This window comes from Streptomyces sp. NPDC048349 (genome assembly GCF_040651925.1).
Taxonomy (GTDB): domain Bacteria; phylum Actinomycetota; class Actinomycetes; order Streptomycetales; family Streptomycetaceae; genus Streptomyces.
In genome coordinates this window covers 208,765-227,123 of the sequence record NZ_JBEZLA010000002.1, presented here as the reverse complement: position 1 = coordinate 227,123, position 18,359 = coordinate 208,765, and the positions used below count along the sequence as shown (strand labels likewise).

Sequence of the window (18,359 nt, the reverse complement as noted above, 5' to 3'; positions counted from 1 at the left end):
GGCTTCACGGCCGTGCCGGCCTCACGGCCAGAGCAGCTCGCGCACCCACTCCCCGTCCGGGGTCCGCCGGTACCGCAGCCGTACGTGCCTGCGCGCGGTGTCGCCCTGGAAGAACTCGACCGCGTCCGCGTCCAGCACGTACCGCGTCCAGGTCGGTGCCGGGGCGTCCGGCTCGGCACCGGCCCGTTCCCAGGCGGCCGTCGACGCACGGACGAGCTCCTCCCGCGAGCCGAGCACCTCGCTCTGGCGGCCGGTGAGCGCGGCGGCGAGCGCCCCGCGCGAGCGGACCGCCAGGTCCGCCCGGCTCTCCTGCGGTCCGCAGGCGGCGACCCGGCCCCGGACGCGCACCTGGCGCCCCACGGCCGGCCAGTAGAAGGCGAGCGCGGCCGCGCGCTGCCCGGCCAGCTGCACCCCCTTGGCGCTGGTGGCGTGGGTGGCGAAGTGCCAGCCGCGCTCGTCGACGTCGTGCAGCATCAGGACCCGCGCGTCGGGTCGCCCCGCACCGTCCACGGTCGCCAGACTCATGACGTGCGGCTCCACCTGCCCCGCCCCGACGGCCTGTACGAACCACTCCCGGAACAGCCCCACCGGCTCTCCGGGCGCGTCCTCGGGGTCGAAGCCGGGGAGCGGGGTGTCCCATACCCGCAGGGAGTGCAGGGCTCGGTGGAACTCGTCGCTGCTGATCTCACGGCTCATGGGGCGTGAGCCTAGTCCGGCGCGGTGGTGCGGCTTTCGCCGGTGGGGCAGACGGGAGTACCCGAACGGCCGTCCAGATACGTGGCGCGTTCCTCCCGGTTGAGATCGCGGTTGACCGTCCGGCAGATCTTCTCGATCGCTTCGGCCGGTTGCGGGAGGACGACGTCCCACAGTCGCACGGTGGTGTCGTAGCTTCCGGTGGCGAGCGTGCGTTCGTCGCGGCTGAACGCCACCGAGGCCGCCGTGTCGGTGTGGCTGATCAGGGTGGTGCGGGTCTTGCCGGTGGACACGTCCCACAGCCGCACCGAATTGTCGTAGCTGCCCGTGGCGAGGGTGCGTCCGTCGGGGCTGAACGCCAGCGAGAACACGGGCCCGGTGTGACCGGTCAGGGTGGTGCGGGTCTCGAAGGTGTCCGTGTTCCACAGCCGCACGACGGTGTCGGCGCCGCCGGTGGCCAGGGTGCGCCCGTCGGGGCTGAAGGCCACCGCGTTGACCGTTCGGGTGTGGCCGGTCAGAGTGCGGCGGCCGTGGCCGGTGGCCGCGTCCCACAGTTTCACGGTGGTGTCGTGGCCGGCGGTGACGAGGGTGCGCCCGTCGGGGCTGAACGCCACGGAGTTGACCGTGTCCGTGTGGTCGGTCAGGGTGGCGCGGGCCTTGCCGGTGGCCAGGTCCCACAGCTTCACGGTGGTGTCGCGGCTGCCGGTGGCGAGGGTGCGCCCGTCGGGGCTGAACGCCACGGCCGTCAGCATGTCGGTATGGCCCTTCAGGGTGGTGCGGGTCGTGCGGGTGGCCACGTCCCACAGCCGCACGGTGGTGTCGTCGCCGCCGGTGGCGAGGGTGCGTCCGTCGGGGCTGAACGCCACCGCGGAGACCCTCGCGGTGTGGCCGGTCAGGATGGAGCGGCCGGCACCGGTGTCCGGGTCCCACAGCCGCACGGTGGTGTCGCTGCTGCCGGTGGCGAGGGTGTGCCCGTCGGGGCTGAACGCCACCGCTATCACGCTGTCGGTGTGGCCCGTCAGGACGGTGCGGGTCTTGTCGGCGGCCACCTGCCACAGCCGCACGGTGGTGTCTTCGCCGCCGGTGGCGAGGGTGCGCCCGTCGGGGCTGAACGCGGCGTTCCACACCGCGTCGGTGTGGCCCGTCAGGGTGGTGCGGCTGGTTTTCGTGGCCAGGTCCCACAGCAGCACGTAGGAGTCCGTACTGCCCGTGGCGAGCGTGCGCCCGTCCGGGCTGAACGTCACGGAGACCACGGCGTCGGTGTGGTCGGCCAGGGTGGCGCGTGCCTTGCCGGTGGCCACGTCCCACAGCCGCGCGGTGAGGTCCTGGCCGCCGGTGGCGAGGGTGTGCCCGTCGGGGCTGAACGCCACCGACCACACCATGTCGGTGTGGCCCTTCAGGGTGGTGCGGCTGGTTCCGCGGGCCACGTCCCACAGCCGCACGGTCCTGTCGGCACTGCTGCTGGCGAGGGTGCGCCCGTCCGCGTCGAACGCCACCGACCACACCGTGTCGGTGTGGCCGGTCAGCTTGGTGCGGGTCTCGTGGGTGGCCACGTCCCACAGCCGTACGGAGTGGTCGTAGCTGCTGCTGGCGAGGGTGCGTCCGTCGGGGCTGAAGACCACCGAGGTCACGGCGTCGGTGTGGCCCTTCAGGGTGGTGCGGCTGGTTCCGTCGGCCACGTCCCACAGTCGCACGGTCTTGTCGGAACTGCTGGTGGCGAGTGTGTGCCCGTCGGGGCTGAACGCCACCGAGGTCACGCCGTCGGTGTGGCCGGTCAGGGTGGCGTGGGGGGCACCGGTGGCCACGTTCCACAGCCGTACGGTGCGGTCGGCGCTGCTGCTGGCGAGGAGGTGTCCGTCGGGGCTGAACGCGACCGACCACACGGTGTGCGCGTGACCGGCCAGGCGCCGCTGGAGCGGGAGGGCCGCGGCGTTCTGCAGGCCTTCGACGGCCTCGGGAGTGTGGCTGCTGCGGTAGGCCTGGACGGCCAGCAGCGAAGCGAGGTCGGGGTCGGTGTAGAGGAGCGTGCTGGACTGGGCGGCGAGCTGACGGGAAAGGGCCGTTTCCCGCTCCGCGATGGCCCTGCGGCCCTGCCACAGGGCGCTCCCCGCGGCGACGAGGGCGAGGACCAGCAGGGCGGCCAGGACGGCGATGAGGCGTCTGCTGCGCCGGACGGCGTCCTGTTGGTGCTCCTTGCTGGCGGTGAGGAAGGCGGCGATGTCGTTCGGCAGGCGGCGCTGCTGGGACCATTCCAGGCCTTCCGCGAGCGCGGTTCCGCCGAGCAGGTCTCCGGGGTGGTTCCCGTCGGCATGGCGGGCCCGCCGTTCGCGGGTGTGGTCCAGCCACTCCCGGAAGCGGTGGTCCTGGCGGACCCATTCGCGCAGGGTGCCCCAGTCGCGGATGAGTGCGTCATGGATCAGTTCGGCCACCGGCAGCGCGGGAGGGGTGTTGCGGAGCAGGGAGACGCGGGGTGCGTAGGTCGTGATGATGCGGTGACGGGTGAGGGCGGCGATGACTTCGTCGACGTCCTCGCCGCTGTCGGACCCTGCGCCGACGTCGGACGCCAGTTCGCGCAGCTCTTGCAGGGGCACCTGCTCGCGGATGGCGGGGATGTTGTGGCGGGGGTCGGCCGAGTGCACCAGGGAGGTCAGGACGCGCTGGGCGATCGGCAGGTGCTCGGGGGGCAGCTGGTCGAGGGCCGTGTCGCACCACGTGGTGAGGCTGCCGGTGACTCCCCCGATGCGGCGGTAGGCGTCATGGGTGAGGTATCCGTCTTTGCGCCGTTGCCACAGCTGGCTGAGCGCCAGTTCCAGCAGGGGCAGCACGGTGACCGGCGTGCAGCGGGTCGCGGCTCCCTCGGGGGTGGTCTCCAGCACGTCGGCGATGATCTGCTCGGCCAGCCCGAGCTCGAAGTGGGCGCCCGCGCGGTGGGCGGGCCTGGTGATGATGTCGTGCAGGTCCTCCCCGCTGAGGGTGCCCGGGATGTTGAGGAGTCCCGGCATGGCCGCTTTCAGCAACTTGGGGGCCAGCGCGGCCTGCTGGGGGTAGAAGTCGTCGCGCATGATCAGGATCACCGAGAGCGCGGCATGGGAGGCGACGGCCGTGGTGATCTGGTCCGTGGCGGCCAGACGGCGCTCCAACTGCCGTCCGGTGGCGGGCTGGGTGAGGAGCTCCTCGAACTGGTCGACGATCAGTACGAGGCGCTGACAGCCCGGTTCGCCGGCCAGTCTGCGGCTCACGGCCGCGGCGATCCCGTCGCTGTCCGCCCCGAGCAGTCCTGCACGTTCGAGTTCGGCCAGCAGGTCCTGCCTCGGCCGGGTGAGGACGGGCAGCCAGGTGTCACTGCCCGGCAGTTCGCCCGCGGCGAGGGCCGGCAGGACACCGGCCTGCACCAGGGACGACTTGCCCGAGCCGGAGGGTCCGAGCAGGAGGGTGACCCGCTGTTCGGCCAGGTTCGCCAGGACCTGGCGCACCGCGTCCTCGCGGCCTTCGAACCACTGGGCGTCTTCCGCGGTGAACGACTCCAGCCCCCGGTAGGGGCACACGTCCTGCTCGGCCAGCCCGGGCCACACCTCGCGCAGCACCTGGGTGGGGGTGGCGTAGGCGATCCCCTGCCCCCGCTCGTGCTCGTCGGGGGCGGTGATCTCGGTGATCACGCCGATGACCAGGCCGGTCACCTCGTCGACGACGGGCCCGCCGCTGAATCCGGTGGTCAGGTCGTTCGCGTCGGTCAACTGCAGGTGAACACCCCTGCTCCCGGTCGGCGGCAGCAGGTCCCCGGCCCTGCCGTAGCCGTAGTGACCGCCCGGCGGCGCCTGGGCGGGGAACCCGAACGAGCGCACGTGGTGGCCCCCGCAGCCCGACGCCGAACCCAGCGCCAAGGGCGCCGGCCCGTCCGACGGACCGCTCAGGCGTACCATGGCCACGTCTTCGGCCTCCGGGTCACGCCAGGCCGCTTCCAGGACGAGGCCCTCCACCCGGGGCGCGCCCTGCGCGTGGGGGAAGCGCAGCTCCAGGTGTGCGCCGGGCCCGCCACCGGCGGCCCGTACGACGTGGGCGCAGGTGGCCAGGATGTCCTCGGCGACCAGGAAACCGGCCCCGGCGACCTCGTCGTCCGGTCCGAGGACCTGGGCGATGGCGAGGGCCAGTCCCGAGGTGCGGTCGCTGTTCGCGCGGTTGCCGTCCGGTCCGGTGACGTCCACGGGATCACTCCTCGCGGTCGTCCGCCCCCGGACGGCTGCGGCTCTCCTTCGTCCACATCATGGCGACCTTCAAGGGGGAGTTGAGGCTGCTCGCGGTGCTGCGCCCGGTGCCGCCCGGGTGCTGCTCCCGGTGCCGCCCGGGTGCTGCTCCCGGTGCTCACGGCCGCAGCCTCGGCCGTGGCGGGGAAGCCCGCCGCCTCTTTTGATCGTCGCGCACTTCGGAGCCCGGCGCATCCGGAGGTCCGCGCCCCTGAGCGCCGACATGACGGAGGGCGCGGCGGGGGCGGTGACGGCTCAGCCCCGACCCAGGACCACCGTCCCCGAGGAGCAGAACCAGCCGCCCGTGCCCGAGGCAACGGCCACCTCCGGGAGGTGGCCGCCGCGCTTGGTGACTTGGCCGGCGCCGGCCTCGCCGCGCAGTTGGCGGACCGCTTCGACCAGGAGGAACAGGCCGCGCATGCCGGGGTGGCAGGCCGAGAGGCCGCCGCCGTCCGTGTTGACCGGGAGTTCCCCGTCGCGCAGCAGGCGGCCCTTCTCCACGAAGGCGCCGCCCTCGCCCTTCGCGCAGAAGCCGAGGTCCTCCAGCGTCACCAGGGTCATGTACGTGAAGGCGTCGTAGATTTCGGCCAGGTCCACGTCCGCCGGGCTCACGCCCGCCCGCTCGAAGGCGATGCGGCCCGAGACCGCCGCGGGGGAGACCGTGAAGTCCTCCCACTCCGACATGGTGGTGTGGGAGACGGACGTGCCCGAGCCCAGGATCCACACCGGAGCCTTGGCCGTGTCCGGGACGAGGTCCTGCGCCGCCAGGAGCACCGCGCAGCCGCCGTCCGAGCGGATGCAGCAGTTCAGCTTCGTGAAGGGGTCCGCGATCATCTCGGAGGACAGGACCTCCTCCACGGTCAGCGGTTCGCGGAACATCGCGTCCGGGTTCGTCGCCGCGTTCGCCCGGGCCTGTACGGCCACCGAGGCGAGCTGCTCCAGCGTCGTCCCGTACTCGTGCATGTGGCGGCGGGCGGCCATCGCGTACTTGGAGATCAGCGTGTGGCCGTACGGGACCTCGAACTGCAGCGGCCCCCGCGCGCCGAAGGAGAGGTTCGAGGTGCGCCGCCGGGCCTTGATGTCGGCGCGGGCCGTGGATCCGTAGACCAGCAGCACGGCGCGCGCGTGCCCGGCCGCGATCGCGTCCGCCGCGTGGGCCGCCATGACCTCCCAGGTCGAGCCGCCCACCGTGGTGGAGTCGACCCAGGTGGGGCGCAGGCCCAGGTACTCCGCCACCTCGACCGGCGCGAGCGTGCCGAGGCCGGCCGACGCGAAGCCGTCGATGACGGAGCGGTCGAGTCCGGAGTCGGCCAGGGCGCGGCGGGCGGCCTGCGCGTGCAGTGCGTACGGGGTGGGGCCGTCGACCCGCCCGCAGTCGGAGAGCGCGACGCCGACCACCGCGACCCTGCGGCGGGGGCGGGGGGAGGACGAGGGTCCGGGTGTGAGTCCAGGCATGCCCACGACCGTACAACTGACGGAACGTCAGTTTCTAGCCCCTCGCCCCCGGCCCCTGTGCATCTGCCGCCCCCCGTCCTAATATGACGCCCCGTCAGTTTCCCCGGCCGCCGCTGGGAGCCCCCAGGAGGAGCCAGACGATGGATGCCGCCTTCACCGCGGAGCAGGACGAGATGCGCCGCACCCTGCGCGAGATCCTGGGCAAACGCTGCGGCCCCGACGAGGTCAAGGCCGCCGTGCGCACCGCCGACGGGCACGACCGCGAGCTGTGGCAGCAACTCGCCCGCCGGCTCGGGCTGCCCGGCCTCGCCGTCGCCGAGGAGTACGGGGGCGTGGGCTGCGCCGCCGCCGACCTGGCGCTGGCCTGCGAGGAGACCGGGCGGGCGCTGCTGCCCTCGCCGCTGCTCGCCACGGCCGCGCTCTGCGTGCCGCTGATCACCGCCCTCGGTACGGCCGCCCAGCGTTCCGCACTGCTCCCGCAGCTGGCTTCCGGCGGGCTCACCGCCGCCCTCGCCGTCCCCGGCCCGGCCCTGGCCACCGCCCTCGCACTGACCGGCGACAACGCCGCCGGTCCGTGGTCCGGCGGCGGCCGCGCGGGCGGGGTCCAGGCCCGGGCCGCGGGAGCGGGGGGCGGCTGGCGGCTGTACGGAGAGGCCGCCCAGGTGCTCGACGGGCACAGCGCCGCGCTGCTGCTGGTCGCGGCGCACACCGGCGGCTTCGCCCGCAGCCGCACCCTCCTCTTCCTCGTACGGGAGGACGCGCCCGGCCTCGTGCGGTCGCGGCAGACCGTCTTGGACGAGACCCGCCCCCAGGGGCGGGTGCAACTGCGCGACGTGCCCGCCGAGTTGCTGGGCACCGAGGAGGACGACGTGCTCGCGGCGCTCGCCGCCACCGGCCGCTCCGCGGCTGCCGTGCTCGCCGCCGAGGCGGTCGGTGCGGCCGGCCAGGCGCTCGCCCGGACCGTGGAGTACGTACGCCGGCGCGAGCAGTTCGGCCGGGCGATCGGGTCCTTCCAGGCGGTCAAGCACCGCCTCGCCGACCTGTACGTACAGGTGGAGGCGGCCCGCTCGGCGGCCTACTACTCCGCCTGGGACCCGGGGCAGGGCGCCCTCGCCCTCGCCCAGGCGCTGGAGGCCCTGCGGACGGCCTCGGGCGAGGCGATCCAGCTGCACGGCGGCATCGGCTTCACCTGGGAGCACGACGCACACCTCTACTTCAAGCGGGCGGCGGCCGACGAGCTGCTGTTCGGCCCGGTCCACCGGCTGCGGGCGTACGCCGCGGACCGTGCGGGCCTGTTCGCCCCGTCAGCCCCGCCCGCCCTGTCCGCCCCGCCCGCCCCGTCTGCTCCGTCCGCCGCACCCGCATCCGAGAAGGTGGCTGTCTGATGGCTCGCGTGGCCCCCGGCGTCAAGCTGATGCAGAAGGTTTCCTCGACCCTGCTGTTCGCCAAGATCGCACCGCACTTCATCCCCGCCATGGACAAGGCCGTGCACAAACTGACCCGCGGCAAGGTCATGCTCAGCGCCCGGATGCTGCCCGGCGTGATCCTCACCGCGAAGGGCGCCAAGACCGGCGAGCCGCGCACCACGCCGCTCGCCTGCATGCCGGAGGAGGACGGGGTGAGCTGGCTGCTCATCGGCTCCAACTTCGGCCGGCCCGGGCACCCGGCGTGGACCGGCAACCTGCTCAAGCACCCGGACGCGTCCGTGAGTTGGAAAGGCCGGGACATCGCCGTGCGGGCCCGGCTGCTGGCGGGGGAGGAGCGTGCGGCGGCATGGCGGGCGGTGCTGGCGTTCTGGCCGCCGTACGCGACCTACCAGGCGCGCATCGAGCGCGAGATCAGGCTGTTCCGCCTGGAGCGCCGCTGATCACGGGGTCACGGGGTCATGGGATCGCGGGATGGGATCGCGGGATCGCGGGATCACGGGGTCGCGGGACCACTGGCGGTCGGCAGCGGCACCGATCGGAAAGCGGCATCGGTGCGACGCCGCATCGGTGCCCGGAGCGGCGGACCCTCTGCAGGGCCCGCCGTCACTTGGTCGGCTTCTTGCCGGTGAGGCCGAGGTGGACGAGCAGCGCCAGGTTCGGCTTGAGCTCGGCCTGCTTGACGCCCCAGGTCTGGAAGCCCTTCTGGTGCGAGGCGACCGCGGCCAGCATCGCGACCAGTGAACCGGCCATCGCCGCGGGGCTGACGTCCTTGTCGACCTTGCCCTTGGCCTGGAGCTCCTTCATCGACTCCGTGAGGGAGTTGGTGACCGAGTTCAGGATCTTCATGCGGATCTTGTAGAACCGCTTGTCGCCCTCCGCCGCGCCGAGGTCGACGACCCGCAGGATCGCGTCGTTGCGCCGCCAGAAGTCCAGGAATCCCTCGACGAGTTCCTCGGCGGCGGCCCAACCGGACTTGCCCACCCAGGTGCGGCCCTCGACGAGCTGCGTCAACTGCGCGCCCTCGGTGGCCATTTCCTCGGCGATCTCCAGGACGGCGCCCTCGACGTCCGGGAAGTACTGGTAGAAGGTCGCGGGGGAGGTGCCGGCCTTGCGCGCGACGTCGATCACCTTGACGTCGCGGTACGGCGAGGAGCTGAGCATCTCGCTGAGGCAGTCGAGCAGCTTCTGCCGCGTCGCCTGGCCGCGCCGGCCGGCGACACGCCCGTCGACGGTGCGTACTTGTCCTGTCATGCCGTCAGCTTACCGAGGGGTGATCGGCGCGCTATTCGGCCGCCTGCAAATGGGGTTACGGGGTCCCTGGCCTGGGCGGAAGCCGGTCCCGCACGGCCGATGGGGCGCAATCCGGCCTGATCTTCGCCCTTGCCCGGGCGGACGCCCGCCGCGGCCGGGCCGCAGCCGGGCCGCAGCCGGGCCGGAGCCCGGCCGGAGCCCGGCCGCAGCCCGGTCTGCGCCCCACGGCCCGCGTCGCCGGCCGCCAGGGGCGGGGCCGCCCGCTTCCTCAGCGTTTCCCCCGAATAGTCTTGTCAACAGGCTGTGGACAAGTTTTCGGGCGGACCATGGCTGGGAGACGTGGGATGCGGGGGATCGGTGGGACGGTACACACCCCCGCACAACGGAAGGAACCGGGCTCATGGCCGCATTCGCGGAAGGCGCACCCTGCTGGGTGGACGCCTCACTTCCGGACGTCGAGGCGGGCAAGCGCTTCTACGGTGAGCTCTTCGGGTGGACCTTCGGGGACAGCGCGGGCGCCGAGTACGGCCACTACACCCAGGCCTACAGCCGCGGCCGCAACGTCGCCGCCCTCGCCCCCAAGCCCGACGGCCGGATGCCGACCGTATGGGGGATCTACCTCTACACCACCGACGCCTACGCCTGCGCCCAGCGCATCCGCGCCGCGGGAGGCCAGATGGTGATGGACCCGATGCCGGTCGGCCCGTACGGGACCGCCGCGATGGCCGCCGACCCCGGTGGAGCCGTCTTCGGCCTCTGGCAGCCCGGCACCCACCACGGCTTCGAAGCCCAGATGGAGCCGTACACGTACTGCTGGAGCGAGGTCTACACGCGGGCCCGCGACGCCGTGGACGTCTTCTACGCCAAAGTGTTCGGCTACGTCCCGGAGGACCAGAACGACGCCGGCGTCGAGTACCGCGTCTGGTCCCCGCCGGGCAGCGCGCCGGGCAGCGAGACCGCCGTCCTCGGCCGCAGCCTGATCACCGACGCCTTCCCGGAGATCATGCCCGCGCACTTCCTCGCCTACTTCGCCGTCCCCGACTGCGACCGGTCCGTCGCGACGGTGCAGCGGCTCGGCGGCCGCGTCACCGCGGAGCCCTTCGACACCCCGTACGGGCGCATCGCGGTCGTCGCCGACAATCAGGGGGCCGTCTTCGGGCTCCTGTCGGAACCCCGGACGCGGCTGCGGGCGTAGGCGAACGCGGGCGGCGCGGCGCGCAGTGGGCTATCCCACCCCGGCGCGGCCCGCCGTGCCGGGGCCGGACCGGGCGCGGGCCTGACAGAATCGGGGTTGCGCGACCCGGGCGGCGCCCCGGAGTGAGACGCTGCACGGGGCGAGGCCCCGTACCGGCGTCGCGTGCCGGTGGAAACGGGCCCGGAGCGAGGGCCCGTACGGGGATGTGTGGAGGCGAGTGGTGGAGCAGCTGACGCAGCACGACCCGAGACGGATCGGCCCCTTCGAGGTGCTGGGACGGCTCGGCGCCGGCGGCATGGGGCTGGTCTATCTCGCGCGGTCCGCGTCCGGACGGCGGGTCGCGATCAAGACGGTGCGCACCGAGCTCGCCGAGGACCAGCTGTTCCGGGTCCGCTTCACGCGCGAGGTGGAGGCGGCCCGCGCCGTGTCCGGCTTCTACACCGCGGCCGTGGTCGACGCCGATCCGCGCGCCGCCGTGCCGTGGCTGGCGACCGCCTACGTGCCGGCGCCCTCCCTGGAGGAGATCGTCAACGAGTGCGGCCCCATGCCCGCCCAGGCCGTACGGTGGCTCGCGGCCGGCATCGCCGAGGCCCTGCAGTCCATCCACGGCGCGGGCCTGGTCCACCGCGACCTGAAGCCGTCCAACGTCCTGGTCGTCGAGGACGGCCCGCGGGTGATCGACTTCGGCATCGCGAGCGGCGTCTCGAACACCCGTCTGACCATGACGAACGTCGCCGTCGGCACCCCCGCCTACATGTCGCCCGAGCAGGCCAAGGACTCGCGCAGCGTCAAGGGCGCCAGCGACGTCTTCTCGCTCGGCTCCACCCTCGTCTTCGCCGCGACCGGACACCCGCCCTACCACGGGGCCAACCCGGTGGAGACGGTCTTCATGCTGCTGCGCGAGGGCCCCAACCTGGAGGGCCTGCCCGCCGAGCTGCGGCCGCTCATCGAGTCCTGCATGCAGATGGACGCCGCCCTGCGGCCGACCCCGGCCGACCTCCAGGCGCAGCTGGCCCCGCACCTGTTCGACGGCGGCGACGACAGCGGGACGGCCTCTGCGTGGCTGCCCGGGCGGGCCGTGGCGATGATCGAGGCCCGCCGGGCGGGCAACCGTACGCCGGCCGCCGCCGTGCCGGTGCCCGCGCCCGGCCCCGGCCGGGACGGCGGAGGCGGGTCCGGCTCCAGGGGGCCCATCTCCGGCCCCGCCACCCACCGCCGCCAGCGCGGCGCCGAGGGATGGGTGGACCCGCGCACCGGGCAGGCCGTGCCGCAGCGCCCGCACCACCCGCCGATGTCGTCGGCCCGCTCGGGCGAGCCCGTCCTGCTGGCCGGCTCGCCGGTGCCGATCGGGCCCGGGCCGCGCGCGACCGCCTCGGCGCCCGCGGCGCACGCCGGCGCCGACTCGGCGACCGGCTGGATCCGCCCGCCCGGCGGCTCGGCGGCCGCTCCCGCCGCGCTGCCGGCCGTACCGGCCCCCGCTCCGGCCCCGGACAGCGGGCGCTGGCGCCCGTGGCGCTTCCGGATGTCCAACGACGTCTGGGGTACCCCCACCGTGGCCGGCGACCTGCTCTACGTCACCTCTTTCGAGGTGCACGCCCTGGACGTGGCGAGCGGCCGCCGCCAGTTCAAGACCCGCGACGTCGCCTGGTCCATGGCCGTCGCGGACGGCCGCATCCACGCCTCCGACGGCCCCTCCCTCTTCGCGCTCGACGCCTCCGACGGCTCCGAGCGGTGGCGGCTGTCCGCCGACGCCTGGGTGTACGCCCTGCGCGCGGACCGCGGCACCGTCGTCACCGCCACCCGCGGGGGCGGCGTACAGGGCTGGGAGGCGTCCAACGGCCAGAAGCTGTGGGAGATCACCGGCGCGCAGACCGACTTCGAGACCCCGGAGGCGGCCCCCGTCCTCCACGACGGCACCGTGTACGTGTGGCAGGACGCCCGGCTGCGCGCGCTCGACGCCCGCAGCGGGCGCGAGTCCTGGTCCTACCCGGTCGGCGACGCGGCCTCCTGCGGGAACGTCCCCGTACGGGTCACCCCGGCGCCGGACGGCAACGTCTACGTCGCCGCCGGCACCCGCGTGCTGTCCGTGGACCGGGCCTCGGGCCGGGTCCGCTGGCACTTCGAGGCCCCCGCGGTCTTCCTGGCGCCCCCGGCCTTCGCGCCGGGCGCCGCCGTCACGGGCGGCGGGGTCTACCTCGTCGACTACCTGGGCACCGTCTACGCCCTGGACGCGGCCACGGGTCAGGACCGCTGGCGCATCGCGACCGAGGCGCGCACCTCCCCGGACCCGGTGCTCGTCGCGAACGGCAACGTCCACCTGGGCGCGGGCAGCGCCCTGTATACACTCGACGCGGTCACCGGCACCCCCAAGTGGCGGTTCGCGGCGGGCGGCGAGATCACCGGCCTCCCGGCGGTCGCGGACGGCCGCGTGCACTTCGGTTCGGCGGACCACTGCCTGTACACGCTGGACGCGGCGGGCGGCCAGCTGCGCTGGAAGCTGGCCACGGGCGGCGAGATCACCGGCGCCCCGGTGGCCGAGGCGGGGGTGGTCTACGCGTGCAGCAAGGACCGCTGCGTCTACGCCCTGGACGCGGCGAAGGGAACCGGCACCCGTACGAGTGGCTGAGGCGACTCGGCCCCCTCCCGGTAGCGGAACGCACCGGGAGTGACAGGATGGACCCCATGAGCAACGTCTACTTCGACATCACCATCAACGGCGCCCCCGCCGGCCGCATCGTCTTCAACCTCTTCGACGAGGTCGTCCCGAAGACCGCGCGCAACTTCCGCGAGCTGGCCACCGGCCAGAACGGCTTCGGCTACGCCGGCTCCGGCTTCCACCGCATCATTCCTCAGTTCATGCTGCAGGGCGGTGACTTCACCAACCACAACGGCACCGGTGGCAAGAGCATCTACGGCGAGAAGTTCGAGGACGAGAACTTCCAGCTGAAGCACGACCGCAAGTACCTGCTGTCGATGGCGAACGCCGGCCGCAACACCAACGGCTCGCAGTTCTTCATCACCACCGTCGTCACCCCGTGGCTCGACGGCAAGCACGTCGTCTTCGGCGAGGTCGTCGAGGGCCAGGAGCTCGTCGACCAGATCGAGGCCCTGGGCTCCCAGTCCGGCGCCCCCAAGGGCAAGGTCGAGATCGCCGCCTCGGGCGTCGTCGACGCCGCCTGATCACCACCCGCCACCACGGCCGGTCGGCCCCGCCCCCTCCCGGGGGCCGGGGCCGCCGCCGTTTCCAGGGCTGCCTGGTAGCGTGACCGGCCGTCCGTGCAACGGGGAGGGGTTCGGGCCATGGCGGCTTGGCGTCACATCAGACTGGCAGCGGTCCTGGTGACCGTGGTGCTCGCGCTGACGGGGTTCTCTTCCGGCGGCGGGCACGGCAGCAGCGGCAGCGGGAAGAGCTCGGGCAAGAGCAAGAGCAGCGGCGGGGGCGGCTGCTCCAGCTCCAAGAGCAAGAAGAAGAGCCACAGCGGTACGAACGGCAGTACGGCCTCCGCGTCGGCCGCGCCCTCCGGGAGCCCGACCGGCGACCCGGCCACCGTCGTGGTGGTCACCTGCACGAGCTCGGCCACGCCGGTCACCACCCTCCGCTTCACCTCGCGGCTCGACCGCAGGGCGACGTTCGAGGTCGATCTCCGCCGGGAGGACGCCGCCGGGGCGGCCGTCGAGTCCAAGGTCGTCCGGGTGGACCTGGCGGCGCGCGAGACCCGTACGGTCGACGTCGCCCTCGACGATCCCTCGAAGGCCGCTCAGGTCGGGAACTGCCGAGTCGGCAAGCCCACCACCAGCGGGTCCACCGGCAGCGGGTCCACTAGCAGCGGATCCACCGCGAGCGCGACGCCGAGGACCACCGCCGGCCCGTCCTCGGGCGGATCCGCGACCCCGCCGGCGCCCACGACGGGCAAGACCCGCAAGCCCCGCTGACGGGGGCCCGACGGGGGCTCAGCGCAGCCTGAACTCCGTCCCCGGCCGCCGGCCCGCGAACAGGTCGGCCTGGCGCTGCGGGGGCAGGTTCCCGAGCGCGATCAGCGCCGGGGCCTGGGCCAGGGCCTGCTGGAGCGCCGCCTGTTTCGCCGACCACAGGGCCCGTACGGTTCCCTGTACGGCCTGCGTCGGGAAGCCGGCCAGCGTCGCGGCCGCGCGCAGGGCCGCCTCGAGCAGCTCCTGCGGCTCGGCCAGCTCGGAGACCAGGCCGATCTCGTACGCCCGCTGCGCGGACAGCCGCTCCGCCGTGCCCATCAGCGCCATCCGGGCGGCTTCCCCGAAGGGCATCCGCTGGGCCATGTAGACGGCCTCGTAGGCGCTGACCATCCCGTAGGAGGTGTGCGGGTCGAAGTAGGTGGCGCGGGACGAGGAGACGATGAACTCCGCCTCGCCCAGCAGGTAGAAGGCCCCGCCGCACGCCATCCCGTTGACCGCGGCGACCACCGGCTTCCACAGGTCGTTGGCCTTCGGGCCGATGGAGACCAGCGGATCGTCGACCGAGTACGGTGATCCCGGCTGCGGCACCTCCACGCCCCGGTCGATGCCCGTGCAGAAGGCGGCCGTCCCGGCGCCGGTCAGCACCACCGCCCGTACCTCGTCCTCGAAGCGCAACGCGCGCCACACCGCGGCGAGTTCGGCTGCCGTCGCCAGGTCCAGGGCGTTGTGCCGGCGCTCCCGGTCCAGGGTGACGACCGCGACCCCGCTCGCCTTGTCCCGCTCCACCCGCAGCGTCATGACTTCTCCAGGACCCAGCGCGGCACCGCCATCCCGCCGGTCTCGGTGAACACCACCTGCACCCGCGCGCCGATGCGCAGCCGGGCCGGGTCCATCGAGTTCAGCGGGGCGTCGGGCGAGGCGACGAGGTTTCCGGCCAGCCGGATGTGCGGGGCGTCGGCGAGCTCCACCAGGATCACGTTGTACGGGGCCTGGGCGGCGTAGGCGGGCAGCAGCGGCGGATGCGGCCGGACGTAGGACCAGATGCGGCCGCGGCCGCTCATCGGCTGCCACGCGGAGTCGAAGGACTGGCAGTGCGGGCAGCAGGGGCGCGGCGGGAAGCGGAGCCTGCCGCACGCCGTGCAGGCCTGGACGCGCAGTTCGCCCCGGGCGGCGTACTCCCAGAACGGGGCGCCGTCCTCGTCGGGGACCGGGAGCAGAAGCGATTCCTCGCCGGCGGTGGTCATATCAGCTCCTCAGCAGGATCGCGGACGTCGGGACACCCTCGCCCGCCGTCACCAGGCAGGTGGCGGCGTCCGGGACCTGGGCGGTGGAGATGCCGCGCAGCTGCTTGACGCCCTCGTTGATCAGGTTGAAGCCGTGTACGTATGCCTCCGAGAGGCCGCCGCCGCCGGTGTTGATCGGGAGCCGGCCGCCCATCTCCAGGGCTCCGCCCTCGGTGAAGGCGGCGCCCTCGCCGCGTCCGCAGAAGCCGTAGCCCTCCAGCGAGAGCGGGATCAGCGGGGTGAAGGCGTCGTAGATCTGGGCGACGTCCACGTCCTGCGGCCCGAAGTCGGCCTGCTTCCACAGGTGCCGGGCGGCCGTCCAGGCGGGGCCCGACAGGGGGTCGTCGTTCCAGTAGTTGACCATGCCGTGGTGCTGGGCGGGCAGGCCCTGGGCGACGGAGTGGACGTAGACGGGCTTGTGGCGGCAGTCCCGGGCCCGCTCGGCGGAGACGATCACGCAGGCCAGCGCGCCGTCCGTCTCCAGGCAGTTGTCGAAGAGGCAGAGCGGGTCACTGATCATGCGGGAGGTCATGTACATCTCGCGGGTCAGCGGGCGCTCGTACATCATCGCGGCCGGGTTCTCGTTGGCCCGGTTGCGGCAAGCCATCGCCACGTTGAAGAGGTGGTCGCGGGTGGCGCCGTACTCGTGCATGTAGCGCCGCGCCAGCATGCCGATCTCGTCCGCCGGGCGCAGCAGGCCGAAGGGGCGGGTCCACTGGCCGGGGGTGGGCAGCTGGACGGCGGTGTTCTTCCAGGGGCGCGGGCCGGAGCCGCGTTTGCGCGAGCGCCAGGCGACGCCGACGGTGGCCTGGCCGGTGGCCACGGCCGAGGCGAGGTGGCCGACGGTGGCGCAGGAGCCGCCGCCGCCGTAGCCGACCTTGGAGAAGAAGGTGACGTCGCCTGCGCCAATGGCCTTGGCGACCTCGACCTCGTCGGTCTCCTCCATGGTGTAGGAGGCGAAGGCGTCGACCTCGGCGGGCCCTATGCCCGCGTCAGCGAGGGCTGCCAGAATGGCCCGGCAGGCCAACTCCTTTTCGGACTGCGGCAGTTGCTTGGCAAAGGCGGTCTGTCCGATGCCGACTATCGCCGTCGCGTCCTTGAGCGTTGCCGCCATCGCCACCTCCGGGGGGTGTATCGGTACTGACAGCCGCGAAGGCTACAGCTAATCTGACGGATAGTCAGCTACTGGGTTCGGGTTCGGGGGAGGGTGACACGCCATGACCGAGGACGGGCGCGAGAGCGGATACGGGAGCGGCTACGAGAGCGGGCGCGAGGACGTCCGGGGCGATCTGCGCTGGGGCAGCATCGCCGGGCTGGTCAGGGACGCCGCGGCGCGCTTCGCCGACCGCGAGGCCGTCGTCGACGGCCGGGTCCGCGTCGACTACGCCCAGCTCGGCGAACGCGTCGAGCGCGCCGCGGCCGCCTGCATCGCCGCCGGCGTCGAACCGGGCGACCGGGTCGCCGTCTGGGCCCCCAACACCCTGGAGTGGATCGTCTCCGCACTCGGCGCCGTCTCCGCGGGCGCGGTGCTGGTCCCCCTCAACACCCGTTTCAAGGGCACGGAAGCCGCGTACGTCCTGCGGCGCAGCCGGGCCCGGCTGCTCTTCGTCACCGGCACCTTCCTCGGCACCTCCTACGTCGCCTCCTTGCGCCGCGCCGCGGCCGAAGGGACCGGCGACGGGCCGCTGCCCGGGCTGCCGCACCTCGAGCAGGTCGTCGTCCTCGCCGAGGACGCCCCCGAGTCCTTCCGCACCTGGAAGGACTTCCTCGCGGGCGGGGACCGCGTCCCGGCCGAGGCCGTCCGAGAGCGCGCCGCGGCCATCCCCGCCGACGCCCCCTCCGACATCATCTTCACCTCCGGCACCACCGGCAGCCCCAAGGGCGCCGTCATCACCCACGCGCAGTCCCTGCGCTGCTACGACGTGTGGAGCGAGCTCGCCGGACTGCGCGAGGGCGACCGCTACCTGATCGTGAACCCCTTCTTCCACACCTTCGGCTACAAGGCCGGGATCATCGCCTGCCTGATGCGCGGGGCCACGATGGTCCCGCAGCCCGTGTTCAACGTGGACACCGTCCTCGCCAACATCGCCGCCGAGCGGATCTCCGTACTCCCCGGGCCGCCCACCCTCCACCAGTCCCTCCTGGACCACCCGCAGCGCGACCAGCACGACCTCTCCGCCCTGCGCCTGGTCGTCACCGGCGCGGCCGTGGTCCCGCTCCAGCTGGTCGAGCGGCTCCGCGGCGAACTGCGCATCGCCACCGTCCTCACCGCGTACGGCCTCTCCGAGGCGAGCGGCCTCGTCACCATGTGCCGCCGCGGCGACCCGGCGCAGATCATCGCCGAGACCTCGGGACGGGCCATCCCCGACACCGAGGTCGTGATCAGGGACGCGGAGGGCCGGCCCCAGCCGGCCGGGCAGGTGGGCGAGATCGCGGTCCGCGGCCACCACGTCATGCGCGGGTACTTCGAGGACCCCCACGAGACGGCGAAGGCGATCACACCGGAGGGCTGGCTGCTCACCGGCGACGTGGGGTTCATGGACGCCGACGGAAACCTGCGCATCACCGACCGGATCAAGGACATGTTCATCGTCGGCGGGTTCAACGCCTACCCCGCCGAGATCGAGCAGCTCCTCGGCCTGCACCCGGACGTCGCCGACGTCGCGGTGGTCGGCATCCCGGACCCGCGGCTCGGCGAGGTCGGCAAGGCGTACGCGGTCCGGCGCCCCGGCTCCACCCTCACGGCCGACGACCTGATCGCCTGGTCCCGGCGGGAGATGGCCAACTACAAGGTGCCGCGCGCTGTGGAGTTCGTCGCCGAACTGCCGCGCAACGCGAGCGGCAAGATCCTCAAACGCGAGCTGCGGGCCCGCTGAGGCGGGGG

Annotated in this window: 14 protein-coding genes; 7 read left to right on the top strand and 7 right to left on the bottom strand. The window is 73.3% G+C overall.

The window, feature by feature from the left end; translation table 11 throughout:
* Window positions 1–21 precede the first annotated feature (21 nt).
* The 3 genes from AB0D44_RS02790 to AB0D44_RS02780 all read right to left on the bottom strand — a co-directional run bounded on the left by AB0D44_RS02790 (window position 22) and on the right by AB0D44_RS02780 (window position 6,389).
* On the bottom strand, window positions 22–696 hold the full coding sequence (locus AB0D44_RS02790) for a pyridoxal 5'-phosphate synthase (protein ID WP_362583316.1): 675 nt from the start codon (window positions 694–696) through the stop codon (window positions 22–24).
* A gap of 11 nt (window positions 697–707) precedes the next feature.
* Window positions 708–4,895: a trypsin-like peptidase domain-containing protein gene (locus AB0D44_RS02785; RefSeq protein ID WP_362583313.1), complete on the bottom strand. Its 4,188-nt coding sequence runs from the start codon at window positions 4,893–4,895 to the stop codon at window positions 708–710.
* Window positions 4,896–5,189: 294 nt separating this feature from the next.
* Window positions 5,190–6,389, bottom strand: a complete 1,200-nt coding sequence (locus AB0D44_RS02780) for an acetyl-CoA acetyltransferase (protein ID WP_362583310.1) — start codon at window positions 6,387–6,389, stop codon at window positions 5,190–5,192.
* Window positions 6,390–6,529: 140 nt separating this feature from the next.
* Here AB0D44_RS02780 and AB0D44_RS02775 point away from each other — a divergent pair, with 140 nt between their 5' ends.
* Both AB0D44_RS02775 and AB0D44_RS02770 read left to right on the top strand, forming a co-directional pair.
* On the top strand, window positions 6,530–7,774 hold the full coding sequence (locus AB0D44_RS02775; protein ID WP_362583307.1) for an acyl-CoA dehydrogenase family protein: 1,245 nt from the start codon (window positions 6,530–6,532) through the stop codon (window positions 7,772–7,774).
* Window positions 7,774–8,256 (top strand): nitroreductase family deazaflavin-dependent oxidoreductase, encoded by a 483-nt coding sequence (locus AB0D44_RS02770; RefSeq protein ID WP_362583304.1) that lies wholly within the window; start codon window positions 7,774–7,776, stop codon window positions 8,254–8,256. The genes AB0D44_RS02775 and AB0D44_RS02770 overlap by 1 nt, the downstream gene beginning before the upstream one ends.
* A gap of 163 nt (window positions 8,257–8,419) precedes the next feature.
* On the opposite strand, the gene AB0D44_RS02765 is transcribed toward AB0D44_RS02770, so the two are convergent.
* The gene (locus tag AB0D44_RS02765) at window positions 8,420–9,067 is read right to left on the bottom strand and encodes a TetR family transcriptional regulator (protein ID WP_362583301.1); all 648 of its coding nucleotides are present in this window, start codon (window positions 9,065–9,067) and stop codon (window positions 8,420–8,422) included.
* A gap of 400 nt (window positions 9,068–9,467) precedes the next feature.
* On the opposite strand from AB0D44_RS02765, the gene AB0D44_RS02760 reads away from it, so the two are divergent.
* The 4 genes from AB0D44_RS02760 (at window position 9,468) to AB0D44_RS02745 (ending at window position 14,195) form a co-directional block, all read left to right on the top strand.
* Window positions 9,468–10,262: a VOC family protein gene (locus AB0D44_RS02760; protein ID WP_362583299.1), complete on the top strand. Its 795-nt coding sequence runs from the start codon at window positions 9,468–9,470 to the stop codon at window positions 10,260–10,262.
* Between the two features lie 217 nt (window positions 10,263–10,479).
* On the top strand, window positions 10,480–12,888 hold the full coding sequence (locus AB0D44_RS02755; RefSeq protein WP_362583296.1) for a PQQ-binding-like beta-propeller repeat protein: 2,409 nt from the start codon (window positions 10,480–10,482) through the stop codon (window positions 12,886–12,888).
* A 56-nt stretch (window positions 12,889–12,944) separates the two neighbouring features.
* Window positions 12,945–13,442, top strand: coding sequence for a peptidylprolyl isomerase (locus AB0D44_RS02750; protein ID WP_362583293.1), 498 nt, complete (start codon window positions 12,945–12,947; stop codon window positions 13,440–13,442).
* Between the two features lie 120 nt (window positions 13,443–13,562).
* Window positions 13,563–14,195, top strand: a complete 633-nt coding sequence (locus tag AB0D44_RS02745; RefSeq protein WP_362583290.1) for a hypothetical protein — start codon at window positions 13,563–13,565, stop codon at window positions 14,193–14,195.
* Window positions 14,196–14,213: 18 nt separating this feature from the next.
* Here AB0D44_RS02745 and AB0D44_RS02740 read toward each other — a convergent pair whose 3' ends face one another.
* From AB0D44_RS02740 to AB0D44_RS02730, 3 genes are read right to left on the bottom strand one after another with little or no spacing between them, the layout of a single operon-like run.
* A complete protein-coding gene (locus AB0D44_RS02740) occupies window positions 14,214–14,990 on the bottom strand; it encodes an enoyl-CoA hydratase/isomerase family protein (protein WP_362583288.1) in 777 nt (258 codons plus the stop codon).
* Window positions 14,987–15,436 carry an OB-fold domain-containing protein gene (locus AB0D44_RS02735; protein WP_362583285.1) on the bottom strand — a complete coding sequence of 150 codons (450 nt, stop codon included), beginning with the start codon at window positions 15,434–15,436 and terminating at the stop codon, window positions 14,987–14,989. The genes AB0D44_RS02740 and AB0D44_RS02735 overlap by 4 nt, the downstream gene beginning before the upstream one ends.
* A 1-nt stretch (window position 15,437) precedes the next feature.
* Entirely contained in the window at window positions 15,438–16,589 is a 1,152-nt protein-coding gene (locus AB0D44_RS02730; RefSeq protein WP_362583282.1) for a lipid-transfer protein, read from the bottom strand.
* 103 nt (window positions 16,590–16,692) lie between these two features.
* On the opposite strand from AB0D44_RS02730, the gene AB0D44_RS02725 reads away from it, so the two are divergent.
* Window positions 16,693–18,351 carry a FadD3 family acyl-CoA ligase gene (locus AB0D44_RS02725; protein ID WP_362583280.1) on the top strand — a complete coding sequence of 553 codons (1,659 nt, stop codon included), beginning with the start codon at window positions 16,693–16,695 and terminating at the stop codon, window positions 18,349–18,351.
* Window positions 18,352–18,359 lie beyond the last annotated feature (8 nt).